This is a genomic window from Daejeonella lutea (assembly GCF_900168015.1).
Taxonomy (GTDB): domain Bacteria; phylum Bacteroidota; class Bacteroidia; order Sphingobacteriales; family Sphingobacteriaceae; genus Daejeonella; species Daejeonella lutea.
This window is the reverse complement of record NZ_FUYR01000001.1, coordinates 1-19,236: the sequence shown is the minus strand read 5'-3', so window position 1 is coordinate 19,236 and position 19,236 is coordinate 1. Positions and strand designations below refer to the sequence as shown.

The 19,236-nt window shown below is 40.1% G+C and carries 19 protein-coding genes and 1 tRNA gene; 9 read left to right on the top strand and 11 right to left on the bottom strand.

Going from position 1 to position 19,236, the window contains the following annotated elements; translation table 11 throughout:
• Nucleotides 1-27: 27 nt before the first annotated feature.
• Nucleotides 28-1,002 (bottom strand): SDR family NAD(P)-dependent oxidoreductase, encoded by a 975-nt coding sequence (locus tag B5X60_RS00110; protein WP_079702248.1) that lies wholly within the window; start codon nucleotides 1,000-1,002, stop codon nucleotides 28-30.
• Nucleotides 1,003-1,651: 649 nt separating this feature from the next.
• Between B5X60_RS00110 and B5X60_RS00100 the strand changes: the two genes are divergently transcribed.
• The 4 genes from B5X60_RS00100 to B5X60_RS00085 all read left to right on the top strand — a co-directional run bounded on the left by B5X60_RS00100 (nucleotide 1,652) and on the right by B5X60_RS00085 (nucleotide 4,851).
• On the top strand, nucleotides 1,652-2,353 hold the full coding sequence (locus B5X60_RS00100) for a VIT1/CCC1 transporter family protein (protein ID WP_079700542.1): 702 nt from the start codon (nucleotides 1,652-1,654) through the stop codon (nucleotides 2,351-2,353).
• Between the two features lie 75 nt (nucleotides 2,354-2,428).
• Entirely contained in the window at nucleotides 2,429-3,322 is an 894-nt protein-coding gene (locus B5X60_RS00095) for a bestrophin family protein (protein ID WP_079700541.1), read from the top strand.
• A gap of 144 nt (nucleotides 3,323-3,466) precedes the next feature.
• Complete coding sequence (locus B5X60_RS00090; RefSeq protein ID WP_079700540.1) at nucleotides 3,467-4,075, top strand: hypothetical protein; 609 nt, start codon at nucleotides 3,467-3,469, stop codon at nucleotides 4,073-4,075.
• A gap of 386 nt (nucleotides 4,076-4,461) precedes the next feature.
• Nucleotides 4,462-4,851: a VOC family protein gene (locus tag B5X60_RS00085; protein WP_139377332.1), complete on the top strand. Its 390-nt coding sequence runs from the start codon at nucleotides 4,462-4,464 to the stop codon at nucleotides 4,849-4,851.
• A 443-nt stretch (nucleotides 4,852-5,294) separates the two neighbouring features.
• Here B5X60_RS00085 and B5X60_RS00080 read toward each other — a convergent pair whose 3' ends face one another.
• From B5X60_RS00080 to B5X60_RS00060, 5 genes are all read right to left on the bottom strand, one after another.
• Nucleotides 5,295-6,233, bottom strand: coding sequence for an STING domain-containing protein (locus tag B5X60_RS00080; RefSeq protein ID WP_079700538.1), 939 nt, complete (start codon nucleotides 6,231-6,233; stop codon nucleotides 5,295-5,297).
• Between the two features lie 3 nt (nucleotides 6,234-6,236).
• Nucleotides 6,237-7,157 (bottom strand): hypothetical protein, encoded by a 921-nt coding sequence (locus tag B5X60_RS00075; RefSeq protein ID WP_139377331.1) that lies wholly within the window; start codon nucleotides 7,155-7,157, stop codon nucleotides 6,237-6,239.
• A 189-nt stretch (nucleotides 7,158-7,346) separates the two neighbouring features.
• Nucleotides 7,347-7,619, bottom strand: coding sequence for a DUF3892 domain-containing protein (locus B5X60_RS00070; RefSeq protein ID WP_079700536.1), 273 nt, complete (start codon nucleotides 7,617-7,619; stop codon nucleotides 7,347-7,349).
• A gap of 243 nt (nucleotides 7,620-7,862) precedes the next feature.
• The gene (locus tag B5X60_RS00065) at nucleotides 7,863-8,258 is read right to left on the bottom strand and encodes a hypothetical protein (protein ID WP_079700535.1); all 396 of its coding nucleotides are present in this window, start codon (nucleotides 8,256-8,258) and stop codon (nucleotides 7,863-7,865) included.
• Nucleotides 8,259-8,522: 264 nt separating this feature from the next.
• Nucleotides 8,523-9,500 (bottom strand): BT4734/BF3469 family protein, encoded by a 978-nt coding sequence (locus tag B5X60_RS00060; protein WP_079700534.1) that lies wholly within the window; start codon nucleotides 9,498-9,500, stop codon nucleotides 8,523-8,525.
• A gap of 193 nt (nucleotides 9,501-9,693) precedes the next feature.
• Here B5X60_RS00060 and B5X60_RS00055 point away from each other — a divergent pair, with 193 nt between their 5' ends.
• The 3 genes from B5X60_RS00055 (at nucleotide 9,694) to B5X60_RS00040 (ending at nucleotide 13,223) form a co-directional block, all read left to right on the top strand.
• Nucleotides 9,694-11,463 carry a reverse transcriptase domain-containing protein gene (locus B5X60_RS00055; RefSeq protein ID WP_079700533.1) on the top strand — a complete coding sequence of 590 codons (1,770 nt, stop codon included), beginning with the start codon at nucleotides 9,694-9,696 and terminating at the stop codon, nucleotides 11,461-11,463.
• Between the two features lie 539 nt (nucleotides 11,464-12,002).
• On the top strand, nucleotides 12,003-12,290 hold the full coding sequence (locus B5X60_RS00045; RefSeq protein ID WP_079700531.1) for a DUF6922 domain-containing protein: 288 nt from the start codon (nucleotides 12,003-12,005) through the stop codon (nucleotides 12,288-12,290).
• Nucleotides 12,291-12,626: 336 nt separating this feature from the next.
• Nucleotides 12,627-13,223 carry a DUF6088 family protein gene (locus tag B5X60_RS00040; RefSeq protein WP_079700530.1) on the top strand — a complete coding sequence of 199 codons (597 nt, stop codon included), beginning with the start codon at nucleotides 12,627-12,629 and terminating at the stop codon, nucleotides 13,221-13,223.
• Between the two features lie 231 nt (nucleotides 13,224-13,454).
• On the opposite strand, the gene B5X60_RS00035 is transcribed toward B5X60_RS00040, so the two are convergent.
• The 5 genes from B5X60_RS00035 to B5X60_RS00025 form a co-directional block, all read right to left on the bottom strand.
• Nucleotides 13,455-14,117 (bottom strand): hypothetical protein, encoded by a 663-nt coding sequence (locus tag B5X60_RS00035; RefSeq protein ID WP_079700529.1) that lies wholly within the window; start codon nucleotides 14,115-14,117, stop codon nucleotides 13,455-13,457.
• Nucleotides 14,117-14,278: a hypothetical protein gene (locus B5X60_RS18175; RefSeq protein WP_170878349.1), complete on the bottom strand. Its 162-nt coding sequence runs from the start codon at nucleotides 14,276-14,278 to the stop codon at nucleotides 14,117-14,119. The genes B5X60_RS00035 and B5X60_RS18175 overlap by 1 nt, the downstream gene beginning before the upstream one ends.
• A 153-nt stretch (nucleotides 14,279-14,431) precedes the next feature.
• A complete protein-coding gene (locus tag B5X60_RS18425; RefSeq protein ID WP_245803487.1) occupies nucleotides 14,432-15,178 on the bottom strand; it encodes a site-specific integrase in 747 nt (248 codons plus the stop codon).
• A gap of 137 nt (nucleotides 15,179-15,315) precedes the next feature.
• Nucleotides 15,316-15,663: an Arm DNA-binding domain-containing protein gene (locus B5X60_RS18420; protein WP_245803431.1), complete on the bottom strand. Its 348-nt coding sequence runs from the start codon at nucleotides 15,661-15,663 to the stop codon at nucleotides 15,316-15,318.
• Nucleotides 15,664-15,969: 306 nt separating this feature from the next.
• Nucleotides 15,970-16,043, bottom strand: a tRNA-Ile gene (locus B5X60_RS00025).
• 334 nt (nucleotides 16,044-16,377) lie between these two features.
• On the opposite strand from B5X60_RS00025, the gene B5X60_RS00015 reads away from it, so the two are divergent.
• Together B5X60_RS00015 and B5X60_RS00010 are read left to right on the top strand one after the other, a co-directional pair.
• Nucleotides 16,378-16,902 (top strand): hypothetical protein, encoded by a 525-nt coding sequence (locus B5X60_RS00015; protein WP_079700527.1) that lies wholly within the window; start codon nucleotides 16,378-16,380, stop codon nucleotides 16,900-16,902.
• Nucleotides 16,903-16,999: 97 nt separating this feature from the next.
• Nucleotides 17,000-18,688, top strand: a complete 1,689-nt coding sequence (locus tag B5X60_RS00010) for a tetratricopeptide repeat protein (protein WP_079700526.1) — start codon at nucleotides 17,000-17,002, stop codon at nucleotides 18,686-18,688.
• Nucleotides 18,689-19,236 lie beyond the last annotated feature (548 nt).

Here is a 19,236-nt window from a genome sequence, read left to right as displayed (position 1 = left end):
CGTAAGAAAAGAGGAATATTACATCTATCAATCCTTCCCCGAAGCCTTGCTAGCCAGCAAAATTGCAACAAAAGCCAAACCAACCCCCAATGCCAGTTTCGAAGATTTAACCTGCACGGGCAAGATTGACTCCCCATAGATCTCGTGCGGGTCTTTTGAAGGTGTTAAGATATTGCCCTCAGTCGACGGCGCATCTTTCCATTTCATCAGCAGGCGCATTCCCGCGGAAGCCGTGTTAACAAGCAGGTTCGGTGCAAAGTCATGCATAGTCTTAAGCAGCCATGAATTAAAGTCCGGGAACTTATTCTTCTTAGGGTTCTTCGCCAGGCTAAGCAGTTGAGCAGCGGTATCCTTTGGATCTGCCGCAAAAGGCGGAACCTTGAAATCCAGTCCCGAGTATTTAGCCGAATGCATATTGCCCGTAGAGCGCTGGATCTGCGGGTATAAGTTGGCAATGTGAATATCCGGCTCGTTGGAGATCTCCCCCTGCAAACATTCCATCATTCCTTTGATGCCGAACTTTGTGGCCGAATAAGCCGAACTATATGGGGCCGGCATGAAGCCGCCGATAGATACATTGTTCACCAGCACTCCTTCCTGCTGCGATTTGAAAACAGGCAGTACCACGTGTGCGCAGTTCATATAACCGAAGAGGTTGGTCTTAACCACCTGGTGACTAACATCAATAGGAATCTCCTCAAACTTACCGCTGGCCATTACCCCGGCATTATTCACCCACACATCAACCCGCCCTGTCCGTGCCAGGGTTTCAGCCAGCAAATGCTGCACCTGCGCGTAATCGGAAACATCCGTCGGTATCCCTACCGCTGTGCCCCCGATTTTGCGGCAACGCTCCACCGCCGCGTCAAGCCCCGCCTCGCCCCTGGCTGCTAGTATCAAATGGCAACCTTCCTCTGCGAAAGCTTCTGCAGTAGCAAGGCCGACACCACTGGAGGCGCCGGTAATAACGATGGTCTTTCCTGTTAAAGTTTCTGATTTCATTTTGATTGGCTTGATGTGAGATGGCATGATTAGCTAACAGATAATAGGGGATTGAGTTTTTGGGAAATTTAGCCCGCTCATAGAAATCGCGGGAGGGCCTAGTACTTTTCCTGCAGCAGAAAAGTACCATGCCGACCAAAGGAAGACCACGAATTCCATTGAAACAATAAGCAAAAAATGAGTAAACGCCGCCGCTGCGCCTGGCGCTATTAAAGCCAGTATGTAGGCTTTGCCTGCAACTGCCGCACCAGCCAATGCGGAATGAAGGTGAACGGGGATTCAGTGCTTTGGCTCAAGAAACGTACACACAGACTAGCTGGTGTAGAAATGTTGTCCACCCGGGGCGGACCGCGGTGTGTACGCCAGTGTCCCCCGCCGGCGGGGGTTGGGGGTGGATTTTAATACGGTGTGTACGCTAGCGCTCCCCTGGCAAGGGGAGCTGTCCCGCTTATTGCGGGACTGAGGGGTCAATGACACCACATCCCCCAATACAGCCTCTCATTCCGGGACCGCAAAGATTCCGTTTCAGTTAAATTGGTATCTTTAATATAGCTTTTGCAATAGGGACAAGAACGAACAACTTACACCCCCAATACTCCGACACAAATATTACGCCTCATTGTAAGAAGACATCCATTATAAACCTAAAATGATAACAATAGACAATTATTTAGACAGCCACTACATACACAGAAGTAATTGGCTTAGAGCCGCTGTTCTTGGTGCAAACGATGGAATAATTTCAATTTCCAGTCTTGCAATAGGCGTTGCAGCGGCAAGTGTGACAAGAGAGCCGATTGTATTAGCAACAGTTGCGGGGCTTGTCGCTGGTGCATTATCTATGGCAGCAGGCGAATATGTCTCGGTAAGCTCACAAACAGACACCGAGAAATCTGATATAGAACGAGAACGGCAAGAGCTACAGGAAATGCCTGAAGTAGAGCTTAATATTTTAGCTCAGATCTATGAAAAGCGGGGATTGAGAAAAGAAACTGCGATGCAAGTTGCTATTGAACTGACTGAGAAAGATGCTTTAGGTGCACATATTAGAGATGAATTAGGCATAAATGAAATTAGTCAGTCAAATCCAATTCAGGCTGCTTTTGCTTCGGGTGCATCCTTTACTGTTGGTGGTGTCCTGCCCTTATTGATTGTCCTTTTTGCACCCGTTAAAGGAATGGAATATTGGCTGTATGGTTTCACGATTATCTTTCTCGTCATACTTGGGGTAACGTCTGCAAAAACAGGTGGTTCAAGCATAAAAATTGCTGTGATTAGGATCACTATTTGGGGATCAATAGCTATGGTTCTTTCTGCGTTAGTGGGTTATATTTTTGGCGTCAAGGTTTGATCCCTGTCAAAAAACAATCCACCCAAAAACATTCCACCCCCAGTTAAGTTTAGTATCAAAAATATCGAACGCCGCATGTTATTAAACAAAAATATACCTCCCTCCTACATCCTTAATAAAGTACGACTTGAAGTCCTCACCGTGTTAGTCATCGGGCTGCTTGTCAATTATTTAACACTTAAATTTGAGTACGTAATCCCGGAAATGCCGATCAGCATACCTGCCTTTATTGGTACGGCTATCTCGGTAATCTTATCGTTTAAAATTAACCAGTCTTATGATCGCTGGTGGGAGGCTCGTAAGGTTTGGGGTAGCATCGTAAACGATAGCCGGACGTTTGTGCTGCAGCTTCAGTCCTTTGTGGCCCCGGAGAAAAAAGCGCAGATCAAAGAAATTGCTTACCGCCAGATTGCCTGGTGTTTTTCTCTTGGTCAGAGTTTACGCGGACTGGATGCCACAGCCAATCTCAGTTCCTACATTTCAGACAAGGACCTTAAACAGATCCGCAAACACAGCAATAAACCATTGGCCTTGTTGCAGCTTAATGCACTGCAGGTTGCTGAGCTGCACAACGAAGCTGCCCTCGACCGGTTTAGCCAGGTTCAGATCAATAATACGCTCGTCAACTTCTCGAATTCCATGGGAATGGCTGAACGAATAAAAAGCACGGTATTTCCACACACGTACCGGCTCTTCCTGCACTTCTTCATTTATATTTTCGTCGTCACTCTGGCCATTGCGCTGAACGACATCAATAGTTATTTTGAGATGCCTTTACTTCTGGTGATCTCCGCTGCGTTCTTCCTTTTAGAGAAATCAGCCACGCACTTGCAGGATCCATTTAACAATCGCCCAACCGACACACCAGTGACTACGATAGCCACAACCATCGAAATAAACATCAAACAATTGCTGGGAGAAAGCGATGTTCCTGAGCCGGTAGCACCGAAGGAGTTTTATGTGAAGTAGGTTCTGCATGTCAAATTTTCAGAATTGGGTGCCTTCAATAGAGTAAGGTTTTTACTTTATAGTCTTGGTCTGCTTGGATCTCTAAGTTTAGAATGATATTTTGCAATAAGGTATTGGTCCGGTAATGCTTAAGTTTCCTTTCATATGATAAGACTTACACTTATTGCCTGCTTTATTTCAAGCGTCTGTTTTTCTCAAACGAATGAGTTATATACCCTTGCATTTAAAAAAAAGGAAAATTTTAAAATACTAAGCGCTTTCAATCAGAGAATTCCCGAAACGTTTGAGGTAATCAACACGACCGAGAAGTGGAACCCGCAAACTTTCTTTCTGAAGGATTTAGATCTGCGAAATCCCAAGGTAATAGATAGTCTTAAATACGAAGAGCATCATCCCTACCTCTTCGCCTACCTTTTCTCCAATCCGAAGCTGGATGCACTAATTCCTGACGCAGAAAAGGAAAGACTATCCAAAAGAGCTTCCCAAATTAAACCATCTAAAATTGCATTTAAAGGAAACGGATTCCAGCTAGTTGAAAGATTTAATAAGCCTCTGGGATTCTATTTTCTCATTGCTTCCCCTGTGTACTCAACTGATAATAGATATGCGTTTTTAAAAATCTCAGTCAAAGAAAAGCGCGTGTTTTTAGATGAGAAAATGGACGACTATTATGCGATACTAACCATCATGTTCGAAAAGGATCTGAATGGAAAATGGAAGCAGATTGGGATAAAGGATCATTTAATTTTATGAAACTTAGGGATGACCCCATCGAACTTTAACCGCTCCTAAGTTCCTAGCCACTTGGTCCTCCTCATTTCACCCGGATAACTTCTCTTCCAGGTGGCGTAAAAACTCAACAGGCTCCCGGCTTTATACGGAACTTTCGCGCAAATACATACCCCCCAACCGACACACCCGTCACTACCATTAGTTAATACTATTGAAATAAACAAATTGCTGGGAGAACTAGATATTCCTGAGCTGGTGGCATCGAGGGAGTTTTATATGAAGCAGGAGGATTGAGTTCCTTCCTAGAGTTGCTATAACGAAAAGAGCAATTTGTATCGACTACAGAATCGCCCGAACAAATTAGTCAGATGCATGTTTCTGATTCAAAGAAATATCAACCAGCTAAAATGGAAACATTAGACTTCCCAAAAAATCACCAAAGATTGATGCCATATTTGGTGATGAAAGATGCCGATCGATTTATTCGATTCATGCAGGATGTGTTCGGTGCCAAAGAGAAAATGAATTATAAACCTGATGGTAAGATCATCGCCCATGCAGAACTTTCAATTGGTGAAAGTGTAATCATGTTTTCCGGAGATACCACTCAATTAGAACCATGTACTATTGGGGGATTTATTTATGTAGCCGACGCTGATGAAACTTATAAGAAAGCAATTGATTCCGGGGCAATTGGTGTGATGCCAATCAAAGAGAGTCCATTTGGCCGTAGTGGTGGGTTTACGGACCCGTTCGGCAATACGTGGTGGGTCAAAGCATATCGATCGACGGAATAAGGATATTGAATGCAAAGTTCAGGCGACGGGGTTGTTCTAATGTAAACAGAGTAAAATTGTGGACGAGTAGCCGACAAACTAACGTCCCTAAATTGCGGAGCTACCGAGTCACCTGTCAGCTTCCCGATTGTCATCGGGACAAACTCTCTCTCAGTTGTTCGCAAAAAAAAAGCCCCGCAACTGCGGGGCTTCGTGCGCCCACCTGGGCTCGAACCTTACGCTGTAATTAGCTAAATATCAATTATGTACAAAGAACCTAAAAGTACTGGTAGTTGGTTTGGTAACTGGACCAAAACGACTATACAAATTTAACATTTTTTAATAAAAAGCAATGGGCAGAACAACACTGTAAGATTGCACTTAGGTTCATGACGGGAATAACCTTATCCTTAATGAAGTGACTTTCAATATTTCTAAGCAATGTTTTTTGTTAGTATGTATCGTTAAAACTCATCGACAATTTCAACAATTTCTTGTGCAAAGGGACTTCTATCTATTTGGATCTGCAAAACGCGTCTAAAATTATTTAACTCTCTTTGCTCGATAACCTCCTGAAGTTGGGTTCTGCCTTGAAATCCTTTTTGCAAAATCATTTCAATGGCATCGTCAACACCAGTTAAGGTACTAGGCATATCATACATAATCGCTTGCGGTGCATGGTGTTCGTCGATATGAAACCAAGCGGGATGTTTTCTGAATTTCGTTTCCATAGTGTTTTCGATAAATCCATGCCGCCTGTAAAACTGATCGGCCTTTTCTCTGATTAGACCTTTTAAATCCTTCGGCATGATAACTTTAAGCTTAAATTTGGTAAACTTCAAATTATTAATCTTTAACACTTTAGTGTTTTGGACACTATCTACCAACCCAGCAATGAAATTTTTATAATATCCGATGGCCAAAGCGGTTGTTGGATATAAACTTAAATGCCCAAGCTTGTAATGTTCTTCAATTGTAGCAGAAAATTCCTTACAGGCTGCCTCAATAGCATTATTATCTGCTCTTTTAAAACGCGGCATATAAATACCTTTAAAATCACTCGGCAGCTTTACACCTTCTTCCACTAATAAAAAAGACTTGTGCTTTCCTAAAGCACCTAAAAACAACGCCATTTCCAAAATAACATTGTCCCTGGGTTCGATAACTATTTTATCATCTTTAGTCAACGTCAAGTCATCGGCCGTTGCTACAAAAATACCGAAATCAAAAAAACTTACCATTCTCAGTAAATTATCAAACGTACTCCTATTTGGCTCCCATACACCCGGTTCTTGCCATAAAATACAATTTGCAATTCCATTCAAACAGTCTTTTACTTTTGTTGCGTATTCATAGCCCGTACCTGACGAGCCAATGAAGATATTAGGTTTTAAATCTGTCATGACTTAATAAGCTAAAATTGATCGTTGAACAAAATAGCTATTGGCGATATCTTTGGAAGCATCTTCAATTAGAACATCCAAATCTTGCTTTAATCGAATCATATCAGCGACAACTTCATCCTTTGCTAATGGTCGTTCTATTCCGTTAGGGCTTAGGACGGCCTTTCGCTTAATTGGATCATCGATAAGCAATTTCATCTCAGCCGATAAATTCTTTGCTATTTGTAATTCACTTCCGGTACTATACATTAACGAAGAATTTTCCATAGAGTAAGCTATTGAGGTCAATTGGAAGCTTTTTAGCATTTTCAATTCCACTTCGCAGTCCGCCCTTAGCGTCTTTAACAAACGGACACCTCTCCTAAATCCGTCATGCGTATTGTCGCCTTTATGATTGACATTGTTTATTGTCGCAAATGGAAAATCCCGGTGTTTGATTTGTTTTTTAAAATCATATAGATATACACCTTTATAATGGTCGTTGTTCGTTTCGTTGAACTTTTCAGAGTGATACCAATAGCAAAATACGATGTCCACTTTTCGATTTAAATTTTGATTTTCAATCGAAATACACTTATCGCCCGTATCGTCTACAATTTTGTATTCCGCCTTCATAATTTCAGTGGCCTGTTTACGCATTTCGCATATATCAACATTCGGATCTGACGCGGTATACGGGTTTACCGGTTGTGATTGCGGATAAAAATAACGATCAATTACCGTCAAAAGATCAAAATCGCTATGAACCTCTATATTGGTACCAGTCATGACAGAACCTTGGGTTCTGTACGCCCTATTAAAATGCAAATTAAAATCACGTTCTAAGTGCTTTTGAACATTGTTGGCTGCAGTAATTGTCTTGGCGTTATATTTGTCGCCAATAGGTTGCATAGATTCAATTAGATATTTGATATCCTCTGGCAAATTTGACGCGCTAAAGGACTTGGTTAAGGTTGATTCGTTCAGTTCCTTGTCAAATCTCCTGTTTTGGAGACTTGATAATCTACGTGTGTAGTCTAAAGTTGGCATAATTTTTTATTAAAGTTTTAGAAATAAGATGTCGTTAACCATTAGGTCAACGACATCCTGATTTATTAAATGTTAAAGGCTTATTTAAAAGCGAGGTAAACTCAGTAGGTTATCCTTTTTCGTACTATCAGGTTCTGTCTTGATATACTCGTTCCCTGCAGCACTCTTTTGATATGTTACATTTATGCTACGATTTGCGGCATATACATAAAAGCTGTAACCAGCCTTTAAATAAGTTATAACTTCTGCCACCGAGTTTTCCCAGTTTCCGTTTGAGTTTGTTCCTTTAACTCTAACAATGTGTTCGGCCGAACCCGTTTCAGCCGACATTCTAATATGTGTAATTCTATTACTCATTTCTGTGTGTATTAATTTGAAATTTAATGTAAATGCTGTCTGGTTAAAGTGTCGGAGAAACAGACAACTACAAGCCGGGTGAGTAAAAAACAATTACAATCTCACTTTAATTAGAAAATTAAAGTAACTTTAATAACTTTGTAATAAGATTAAGAAATCTGCGTGGTGGTAAGCCAACAGTAAATTACTCTCACCAAGTAATTTTTTAAATAGGTTGTTATTGCAAGTAACAACCTATTTTATTTATACCGTACCTCCTTCAGTCGTAGTGCTTTTTTCCTTTCGCTTGATTTCTTTCCTTTTTTTAAGGATAAAAATGTCCTTTCCATCATATTCGTTTTTCTCAATGTCAAACATTATAGTGTATTCAGTATACTTGAATCCCAATTTCTGGAATGCATCTCCTACGTTCAAATAGTAATAGTCTCCTGCCTTTGCCACTTTACCTACACCATCAGCTGAGTCTGTAGGTATCAAATACAGTAAATCAGAGCGTTCCTCATCTGTAGCCAACAAATATGAGCCTTGGCTTTTTAATTGCATTACCTCTATTGCCTCTATATTGAATCCCAATTTTCCGCTATTGTGAATTGTAGCTTTAGCCTTATTAATCTCTATTTTGAAAATCTTCGGTTTCATTATACAAATATTGCGAAAACTAATTGATATTTACAAATTTTATTCAAAAAACTTTTCCATTCCTTTTGAAATAGATTGAATCATTTATGTATTTCAATTTTATAATTTGTGTTTTCTCTTGTGTTTTATTAAATAAGTTCGCCGTTTTTCTGTACAATGGTTCATTTCGCCGATATCCATCGAGCGACCTAAGTAGCTGTAAATAATCTGGAAAGTTTAACGTCGATTGACGACGGGAAATCTATTTGGTAATAACGTTGGGCGTTATTTTTTTGCTTTTTTTTTTACATTCATTTTCTTATTAAAATGAATATCAAAGCCCTTTTCTTTTGCCAAGTAAAGTAAAGTTGCAAATGAACTTTGAGAAGTTCCTTTTTGATAACAAGAATGAATAAGCTTTTCGCTTTGATACTCATCATGATTTACGCCATCAAGCCTGCACAATTCTAAAAAATATTGGCTACCCAAACGAAGGTTGAAGGTATTACTCAAGGCGAATGCCACACGAACCCAATTTTCATAAGACTCAGTGATTGAGAGCCCTCGCTTACTTAAAAAATGGTACATCTTTTTATAGGTAAGTTTAGATAATTCATCATTAGGCAAGCTATCTTTTAATAGCAAAGGATATCTCGAAAACACTTTTTTTACCTTGTTGAGGATTTCAACCTTTTCATCCACTAAATGCAACTGATTAAACGTTTTGTAATCGACATTTACTTTTATATTCGGATCATAAGAAATGAAACACAATCTGGAAACGTCAGAACCGGAAGTATCAATAGTAATGTTATAATTTTCTTTATAATAGATGGTAGCTGCCCTATAAGCTTTCTTGTGTTGATCCTCGGCGTTTTCGCTTACAATCAAAGACTTTAAACCGTCCCCGGAAGGTGAGAGCCATACTGCCAAAATATATTGGTCTTTGGAAAGTAATTCTTTAATACTGTTTAAATCTTCTCCTGCTTTGTCTACATCCAAAATAATTAAAGAACTATAAGTTATTAGATTTCCGGCTGTTCGTGTAGGAGAGAAAGTGCCTGAAAACGTCACGGCAGGCAACGTATTTTTTAAAAGCGTATATTTTTCAAATTCCTGATCCAAATAAAGTTGTCGAGCCTTTTCAATTTGAGGCTTAAAAAAATCACCCCTAAAGCTTTTAAGCATTGCTTCCAGATCAATTGTCTTAAACTCGTGCTTAAAAGGCTTAGGATAGTATCCTACTTTAAAATCTTTAATCATAACATTTTCAAAAATAAAAATAATACATTTATCACGAGGGTAGCGAAACTGTAGAAGTTAATTAAAACTCAGTCTGAGAATAATAATAATTGGACCAATATGCGTAAGGCTTAAACCTTAACATGAGAATCACGGTTTTAAACCAACCACAACAATAGAAGTATTTCCTTTTAGCCGCTGCCCTCTTTTTAATATGAAAGATTTTGAAAGCTTCTTCGATTTTTACAACGTATTAGAACAAATTATAATTTCCAGATCTAAAATCGCATTCTATATTCATAAAAATTCTTATTTAGATAAATACTGTAAGAGTAAACCTTTTTCTATAGAGGATAAAGCCAGAGCATTAGAGATCAAAATTATTAGTGATCTTCTTCCTTCAAGAAAAGAATGGTCAAGACCCAAAAAGCATATTAACAGAAAAACTTTTGATTCGACAATGGAGTTAAATCAACAGTCAATACGTAATCGGGTATATCATATACATAGACTGTTTATTACAGGCCAAAATAATTTCTTAGAAACTCCGATTTGGTATCAAAATTTAAGAAAATTCATTTTCAATCTCAAAATCAAGGTCTTTCAAAGTGAACATTTTTCGTTAGTTAAGCCTACCGTATTTCCTGCAAGAAAACCCCCGTATAAAAAAGAAGAAAAAGAACGGCGACCGATTGCAAAATTTTTTGTAGAGGACAAAATCGTTTTGAGCTTAACTAATAAGTACTTAACTCAGTTGTTCGATAATGTTTTTTTGGATTGCTCGTTTGCGTTCCGTTCCAAAAACTCATATATGAAAGGGCCAACTTATCATGATGCCGTCGAGCTTCTTAAAAAATTTAGAATTAAACATCTCGATTCGCCTTTATATGTAGCGGAATGCGATATAAAGAAATTTTTTGATTGCGTTGATCATGAGGTTGTAGTTCAAAAATACAACAATGCTAAAGAAGCATTATCAAAACAAGGTGTTAATATTCACCAATCAGCAGAAATGGTTTTTAAAGGATATCTTGATTGCTATTCTTTTAGCGATTCCGTATTTCCGCTAAATACTAATATCCATTTTTGGCATGCGGCCAACGATTTCAATGGACAATTTGAATGGACTGTCGAGTTGATAGAAAGATTTAACGCTGGGGATTTAGCTTTAAAAAGAATTGGTATCCCACAAGGTGGTGCACTTTCAGGCTTAATGGTAAACTTGTTAATGCACGACTTAGACGATGTGGTTACAAATTTAGCAAGTTGGAATAACGATTACATTTATCTACGGTATTGCGACGATATGGTTATTGTGCACAAATCTGCAAAAGAATGCAAAGCACTTTTCAATGATTACTTTCAAAATTTATCAAATTTAAATCTAATTCCACATGCCCCACCTGAGTTGAAGCCTAAATACTCTAGGATGTTTTGGGGTAAAAATATTAAGTCCAGGGACGTGTATTTATGGAGTATCAAAAAGTCCGACCTTCATCCCCATTCCCCTTGGGTAAGCTTTTTAGGTTATATGGTTCATGAAAACGGTGATCTAAAAATCAGAAAGAAATCTATTGAGAAACAAACAACGAAACATAATTCGGAATTATTGAAAGTAATCAAGCGTTTAGATAAGCATACTAATGAAGAATTAATTAATCAAGAACTTTCTATCAGGAAAAGCTTTAGCAGCCGATTGGCAGCGATGGCTGTTGGTAATATAGATATCGGTACTTATAAAAACACTCCTTTAACAATGTGTTGGGGTGCTGGATTTAAATTAATTGAAAATAATAAATATACACGACATCAATTAAGGCATCTTGATTTTACCCGGCAACGAGCGTTATCGAAATTAAAATTCTATTTTGAAAAAAGAGCTATTCCAAACGTAAAAGAAGAAGAAAAAGAGGATCTACCAGATTTATTAGAAGCCGGCTTTCCTCATTCGTTTTTCAGTATTCTTGAGCGCCCTAAGTTTTAAGCACAATTACATACCTTCCATGTCCAACGCTTAGGCACCAAAATCGCTGGCGGATGACATGTCAAGGCCGAAGCACCGTTAAAAACAAATAAAAATGCTTCGCTTGTATAGCCTTTACTTTTATCCGCCTGTCGGTAACTTTGCCGAATGATGCGGTGAGATGGGATTTTTTCTCGAGAATGGGGAAGGCAGATGTGGTATTAGGAACGAATTTAACTCCTGCCAGAGAAAAAGAAAGTGGTTGTTAAGAAACGAGACATCCTTTGATTTTCATTTCATGCTCCTAAATCCGTTTAAGATGTCATTAGAAAATCCGACTTCGGAGGATTTTTGTCATAGGCAAGAGTAGTTTGTAATACAAACGTACATCTTGCTGAAGCCGGAGAATCAGGGCTTCTTCCCGGAAGGCAAGATTCATTTGTGTAGCAAATGTACATCTTGCTGACCATTCAAAAAGAGATGGTCTGATCGTTTATTAAATCCAATTTTGGGGAAGCAGCCATAGCTTTTATCCAGGTATTAAGAGGTATCTTTGTAAGGTGAAGGAGCAACACAACATATCTGATATTCTTCCAAAGCACCTAGTATGGGATTTAGATATCCATACCCTGGATTTAAATAGGGACATGGATATTATTATTCCACGGGCCCTAGTTGCAACTACCCCTGCTACTTTTTTGAATGATATAATTAGCCTTGAGGAAGTTTACACAAAGGATGAAATAGTAAATGTGTTAAAGTCCACAAGGGAAAGGATAAGCAACAAGGTCTGTATTCTTGTGGCAGAGAGATATCAAATTCCTGCATTTGCTCGGTTTGCAATCTGATACCCATTCTTTGAGAAGCAAATGTCTCACGTTCATTTCACCAGTAAAGAGCTTTCACGGCATAAATTCTCCTTCGTCCGATTTATTCCATGTTCTCTTGACAGGTTCACTCACTTCGAGGGTGGTGGCTTAACAAAGGAATGGGATAGTGTATGAGTCTCGTTAAGAATTATACTTCTCATATCTTTCCGGAGAGTTATTGCAATTACAATTATATACACATCAACAAGCATACTATCTTATTATGAGGTATATACCTGAATAATCTGCATGAATTTTTAATAAAAATATTTACACATTGTAAATAATTAGCACTATTTTTGTACTAAAGAAAGCATGAACAGGCTCGAGGAATTAAAAAAGCATCTTAAAAGAGGCCAGGTATATCGCCGGGATGATTTAGCCAAATGGTCTAAATCAGTTGATCGGCTTCTTGATGCTCTGGTTGAGGAAGATACACTTCAAAAACTTTCTCAGGGCTTATACTATTACCCGAAATTAAGTGCCTTTGGTAAAACTCCACCGGAGGAAGAGGTTTTGATAAGAAGCTTTCTTAAAGATGATAGGTTCCTGCTTACTTCGCCAAGCTCTTATAATAGTTTAGGAGTTGGTACTACCCAGTTGTATAATGAAAGAACCGTATATAATCATAAACGGCACGGTGAATTCAAGCTAGGAAACAGGAAATTTTCCTTCCGCATGAAGCCACACTTTCCGAGCAAAGTAACCAAAGAATTCTTGATAGTTGACCTGTTAAATAATCTTGAATCTCTTGCTGAAGATCCGGCAGAAGTTTTAAAAAATGTAGCGCTTAAAGTTCGTACGATGGACACCAGGAAGCTGAAACGCGATGTTTCGAAATACGGGAATGCAAAGACAAAAAAGATATTAGCCCCGCTATTAGAATCTCCGATTAAACAGAATGCCTCCTAACTACTGCAGGACGAAGAGATTTCCCTAAGCTAATACGAATACAGCTCTTATTAATAGTTGCCAACTGAACCCAACCTTGGTCAATCAAGAGCTTTCACCGCCAAAGTCTCCTTGCAGTAGATTATTTTCTGTTCTCTTGTCGGATTCATGGATTTAGAAAAACGCCGGCTGAACTAAGGAATGGGAATAAGAGTGGTAAGATTACAACAGGTTCGAGCAAACAGTCGTTATCTATTTTGAACCATATTCTTTTGTCAAAATCTGTATAAAATCAGTTTCCTTTCTAGGTAAGAAGAACCCTTTAATGCAATTTAGATTTCTAATACAAATTTGAATATGACTTTTATCAAGTAGCCCAGCCCCTTTAAAAGCTGGCTCACCTTCCGTGAACACCCCTCTAGTAGAGTCAAATATCTTCTTGCTGCTGAATCCTGAACTAGCTACTTCCAATTGATAAGCTTCAAATATCTTTTGATGCATAAATTCAATCGTTGCACAGTCTAAATGCCTTAACAACTTGTCTCTATTGGGATCGCTTTTAGCATCCGTATTTACAGGCAGTGGAATTCCCAGAGCTTCGTAATGAATTTTCATCAGCTCATAGAATGAGCTAATGAGCTTGATATAGCTTCTATCGAGAAAATCGCAGCAGACCCCTAAATGAATAACTGCTCCGATTACAGATGCTTTCTTTATTTCACCCAATCGTTCTTTGTTCTTGGCCCATTCAGTGGCCCTTTCGAGGTCGTTCTCCCAGAAATACATGCCGTGTCCCAGCCAGTCATAAGGCTTCTCACTTTTCAGTATATTTTTGGGATTTTTTAGGAGGGCCTCACTGACAGACTGATCGCAGCCGTGAAATCCCAGAATTAAGTTTGGTCTTAATTCATACATTAACTAACGGTGTCTAGCTCTTTATAGGTTTTGGTATAATGCCCTTCATCATCTAGAATACCAGCCGACACTAAAGAACGCAAAGCTTCTTCTTTTGTCACACCATTCTTAAGCTCTTGCTTAACTAGGTTCATTAACTCTTTAAGATCTTTCTCGCTCATATATTTAGAATTATCACGTTATCTATAAACCTATAGCATAACTAACTAACACAAATTTACGGTATAAGTTTATAATATACAATATGTCTGTACTATAATTAACTAACAAGCCGAAGCTAGACGCACGCACTACTTTATATGAAGATTAACCTACTAACATGAAAGATTCGCTAGTTTAGATTTCAACGCCGCCATATCCTCACTAATCTTCTTCTCCAGCACCTTAGCATAAATCTGAGTCGTTGCAATCTTGGTGTGCCCCAACATCTTACTCACCGTCTCAATAGGTACCCCATTAGAAAGCGTAACCGTAGTCGCAAACGTATGTCTCGCCAAATGGAAGGTGATATTCTTTGTTATCCCGCATATAGAAGCGATTTCTTTCAGGTACGCATTAACCTTCTGATTGGAGATCACCGGAAAAACCGTGTTGGTTACTGCCGCTCTTGGGTTCCCTTTATACTTCTTTAAGATTTCTACTGCTTTGGGAAGAAGCGGAGTATTAACCGGAATATCCGTCTTCTGTCTGCAGGTACGCAACCACATTTCTCCGTCAGAAGCTTCTACGATATTATCATGTTTCAGATTGATAACATCCACATAAGTTAGTCCGGTATAGCAGCAGAACACGAACAAATCCCGAATCATATCAATCCGGTCAATTTCAAAGACCTTGCTTTCCATGGTAGCAAGTTCCTTTTCCGACAGATGCTCCCGGTTTACCTTAAATATTTTAAGTTTATAATTGGCGAACGGGTCCTTGGAGATCCATTCCAGCCGGATAGCCAGGTGAACCATCTTTTTAACGCGAATAATATGCTTCATTACACCGTTGTTGTTCATTGGCTTCTGGTGATCAACCGGCTTATGATTTCGAAGGAAGGTCTCAAAATCATAAATGAATTTATAATCAGTTCATCGAGATATAAATCGGCAGATTTGAATTGCTTTTGAATGAACTTAACCAAATAACGCTGAGTAACATAGTAGTGTTTAAGCGTGCTCCATTTTAAAGTGCTGGTAGCCGTTTCATTATGTTACTCAAAGAGGCTGCTTAAGGTATGTACTTCTTCTGCCGTTCCTAAAAATGCATCCTTGATGGCATCAGCATTTACTATCCTGCCTTTTAAACTTAGTTGCTGGTAGCAGGTGCCGATGGCCATCCGAACTTCATGCAAATAGTGATTAATACTTTTAAATTCTTCCCTGCTGCCTTTTAACGTTCCTTTGACGTTATCCCAGCTTTTAACTTCTACCAACTGCTTCAATGCGATATAACAGCGCTTCCTGTTAACCGTAACGCATGCATAAACTGGTGCTTTTCCATCTCTTACTTTATCAGCTCTGATAGTGAAATGGATTCCGAATGACTGTGATGTTCTCATAAAATTGCTTTTTTAGCTTAAATTCATACAATACATCCCGTTTTTTGGATCAATTACAGGTAACACAGAGGTAACACAAACAGCCTGAAAACAAGGCCATTTTCGTTAACTTTTAAGGCCGTAAATAACCGATATTCAATCACTTACAGCACTTTGTGTTACCTCAAAGGTAAAACTAAAAACAGGTAGTCGGATTGGTAACCAGAACGGTAGATTGATATGAATTGATATAGACTAAAAGAAAGCAAAAAACCCTGTAAATCAGACTTTTTACAGGGTTTTGAACTAGAATGAACTAGTACTTCGTGCGCCCACCTGGGCTCGAACCAGGGACCAAAAGATTATGAGTCTTCTACTCTAACCAACTGAGCTATGGGCGCCCTTGTCCGACGTAGCCTTAGCGTAGTCGGATGTCCGACGAACACTTGCATAAGTAGGACTATTGTCCCACCGAGCTTGGAGAATCGGTTTGTTGCCGTCCGCCGTCGCTGAAGCTATGGCGGAGAACGCTGCAATTTTACGGAAATCCCCTGTAATTCTAAAATACATTTTGTAAAAGTTTGAAATACCATTCAAGGATCTGAACAATAGACCTCTGCTACTCGATTTGTCTTTCGTGTGTCAGGATATGGTATAATGAATTTCGCAGTCTAATCTTCATCTTCCCTTCATCTCCGCATACTACCTTTATATATATAAACTTGAACAAACACTATGAAGAAGTTAGTATTATCAGCAGCCATTGCATTGTTAGCGGTAACTGCTTTTGCACAAACAAATACCAACAGGACCAGACAGCGCGAAACCAAGGAACAGGTTTTGGACCGTCTTGGAAAAGATCATACAAAGAAGAACAAGGGTGATATAGACCATATTGATAAAAGTGTTTACGACGTGAACCAGGACGGAGTCTTTTCACCAGAGGAAAAAGAGGCTCGGAAGGCTGCCAAAATGGCTCGTAAAGAAACCCGCAAGGCAAATCGCGAGCTTGACCGTAATGATGACGGACTGCTTAACGGTTCCACTGATCGGGATAACCATGGTCGTGACGTGAGCGGCACAGCAAGAGGCACCGATCGTCAGGGAAGAGAAAAAGGTGAAGCAGTAAGTGATGTGGCACGCACCAATGGCAGAAGTGGAGATCGAATGACCCGTGGCGGTCAAACCGCAACTCCGGGAAAAGCCACCAGACCAGCGGGATCACGGAAACCTACAGCAGTAGGCCGCAAAATGAAATAAGTATTGTTTAGGTTAATAGTTTGAAAAGCCGCCCCTTAGACAGGGCGGCTTTTTTTATACCTTAATTTTAGGTAAGTTGTAAGATCAATCCAGCCTTATGAAAAAGCAATTACCCATATACTGCATTCCTTGGAGATTGATCCTGCTTTTACCTTTTTTCTCCTGCATGCAGGAAACACAAAAACCCAAAGGGGATCCCAGCAACACACTGAATTTAAAGTCGGGGAATGTTGCCTGGTGCGGACCACCACAGAAAGAATTCGGGTCAGTTGAATTTCCCACCTCCTGCACGGAGGCTGTGAAGAAGGACTTCAATATGGGATTGGCCCTCCTCCATTCCTTCGAGTATGACGAGGCCGAAAAGGTATTTGCAAAGGTCATAAAGACTGATCCTGATTGTGCCATGGCTTACTGGGGAGTGGCCATGTCTAACTATCATCCGCTCTGGGCTCCGCCATCAACTTCAGAGTTGACCAAAGGGGCAAAAGCAATTGCCATTGCACGGAAAATAGCAAAGAAGATTGCTCGGGAGGCCGAATACATCGATGCTTTAGGAGTGTTTTACACCGGCTGGGAGACAAATGATCATAAGAGTCGCTGCCTTGCTTTTGAAAAGGCAATGGAGAAAATCCACCTAAGTCACCTCGAGGATAAAGAAGCGGCTATATTTTATGCGCTTTCGCTGGACGCCTCCGCAGATCCAACCGACAAGACCTTTAAGAATCAGAAAAAGGCATTCCGCATCCTCAGTTCCCTGTACCCCGGCCAACCTGGCCATCCGGGAATCGTTCATTACATTATTCACAGTTATGATTATCCAGAACTAGCAGCTGACGCACTTCCCTCTGCCCGGAAATATGCTTCTATAGCTCCGTCTTCTGCCCACGCTCAGCATATGCCTTCACATATTTTTACCCGGCTTGGGCTTTGGGATGAGAATATAAGATCAAACCTGGCCGCGGTATCATCAGCCAAATGTTACGCTGAAAACGCGGGTATGAAAGGGCACTGGGACGAAGAGCTGCATGGAATGGATTACCTCATGTATTCCTATTTGCAACAGGGAGATAATAAACTTGCTAAAGGCCAGTGGGATTACCTGAACACCATCAAAGAGGTGAGCCCGGTAAACTTCAAAGTAGCTTATGCATATGCAGCTATTCCATCAAGATATTTGCTGGAGAATAAAAATTGGAAAGATGCCGCTAAAATGAAATTGTTGCCAGCGACCTTTCCCTGGGAAAAGTATCCATGGCAAAAGTCTATTGTTCACTTCACGCGGGTGCTGGGTGCGGCTAACAGCGGCGATCTGACCACAGCCAGGTCAGAGTTTAAAATGCTGGGCACTTCTTACGATACCTTAATGAAACGCGGTCAAAGTTATGAAGCAAGCCAGGTAATGATCCAGCTGGCTTCTGCCGAAGCATGGATTTTATTCAAAGAGGATAAAAACACCGCAGCACTTGAGCTGATGAAACGTGCTGCCAATATGGAAGATGCTACCGAAAAACATCCCGTAACCCCGGGGGAAGTAGTACCAGCAAGAGAGTTGCTAGGGGAAATGCTTTTACAAATGAACAAAACCGACGAAGCCCTAACTGCCTTCGAAGCCAATCTAAAAAAACACCCTAACCGCTTTAACGGTCTCTACGGTGCAGCCATCTCTTCACAAAAATCTAACCCCGCAAAAAGCAATATGTATTTCCGAAAGCTAACCCAGATCGCCAATTCCCCTAATTCAGGCCGTCCCGAGCTGGTAACCGCACTGTCTGCACTGAAGAACTAAGATGGATTAGCCGTTGTTCGCTTCCCAGCGTGCCACAGGCACGCCTAGCTGTGTAGGGCCGGGTGTGTACGATTCTTAAGCCTTACCACTGAATCTCCGTTCACCGTCATTCCGCATTGACTGGTGCGGAACGCACAAGCAAAGCCAAACCACTAACTTCAATAGCAGCAGGCGCAGCGGCGGGGTTTTGGTCCTTTTGACCTGCGTGACCGTTGCACAACTAACATCGGTTGATAATTCATGTTTTTCTAAAAAGGCACTTTTCCTGAAATTAGATCATGCAGGGAAAGAAAAAATATCAAGAAAAGCTCTTCCTCAATTTTCAACTTTCTTCAGCTGTACCTGAGGACAATTTCTACAGGAGATTAAATCAGATAATCGACTTCAGCTTTTTATATAAAGCAACGAATAAGTATTATGGTTCAGAGGGCCAGCGTAGCATTGATCCGGTTGTATTTATGAAGCTTATGCTGGTTGGTTATTTGGAGAACTGCAATAGTGATCGTCGTATTATAGCGATATCCAAACTGCGTCTTGATATTTTGCTC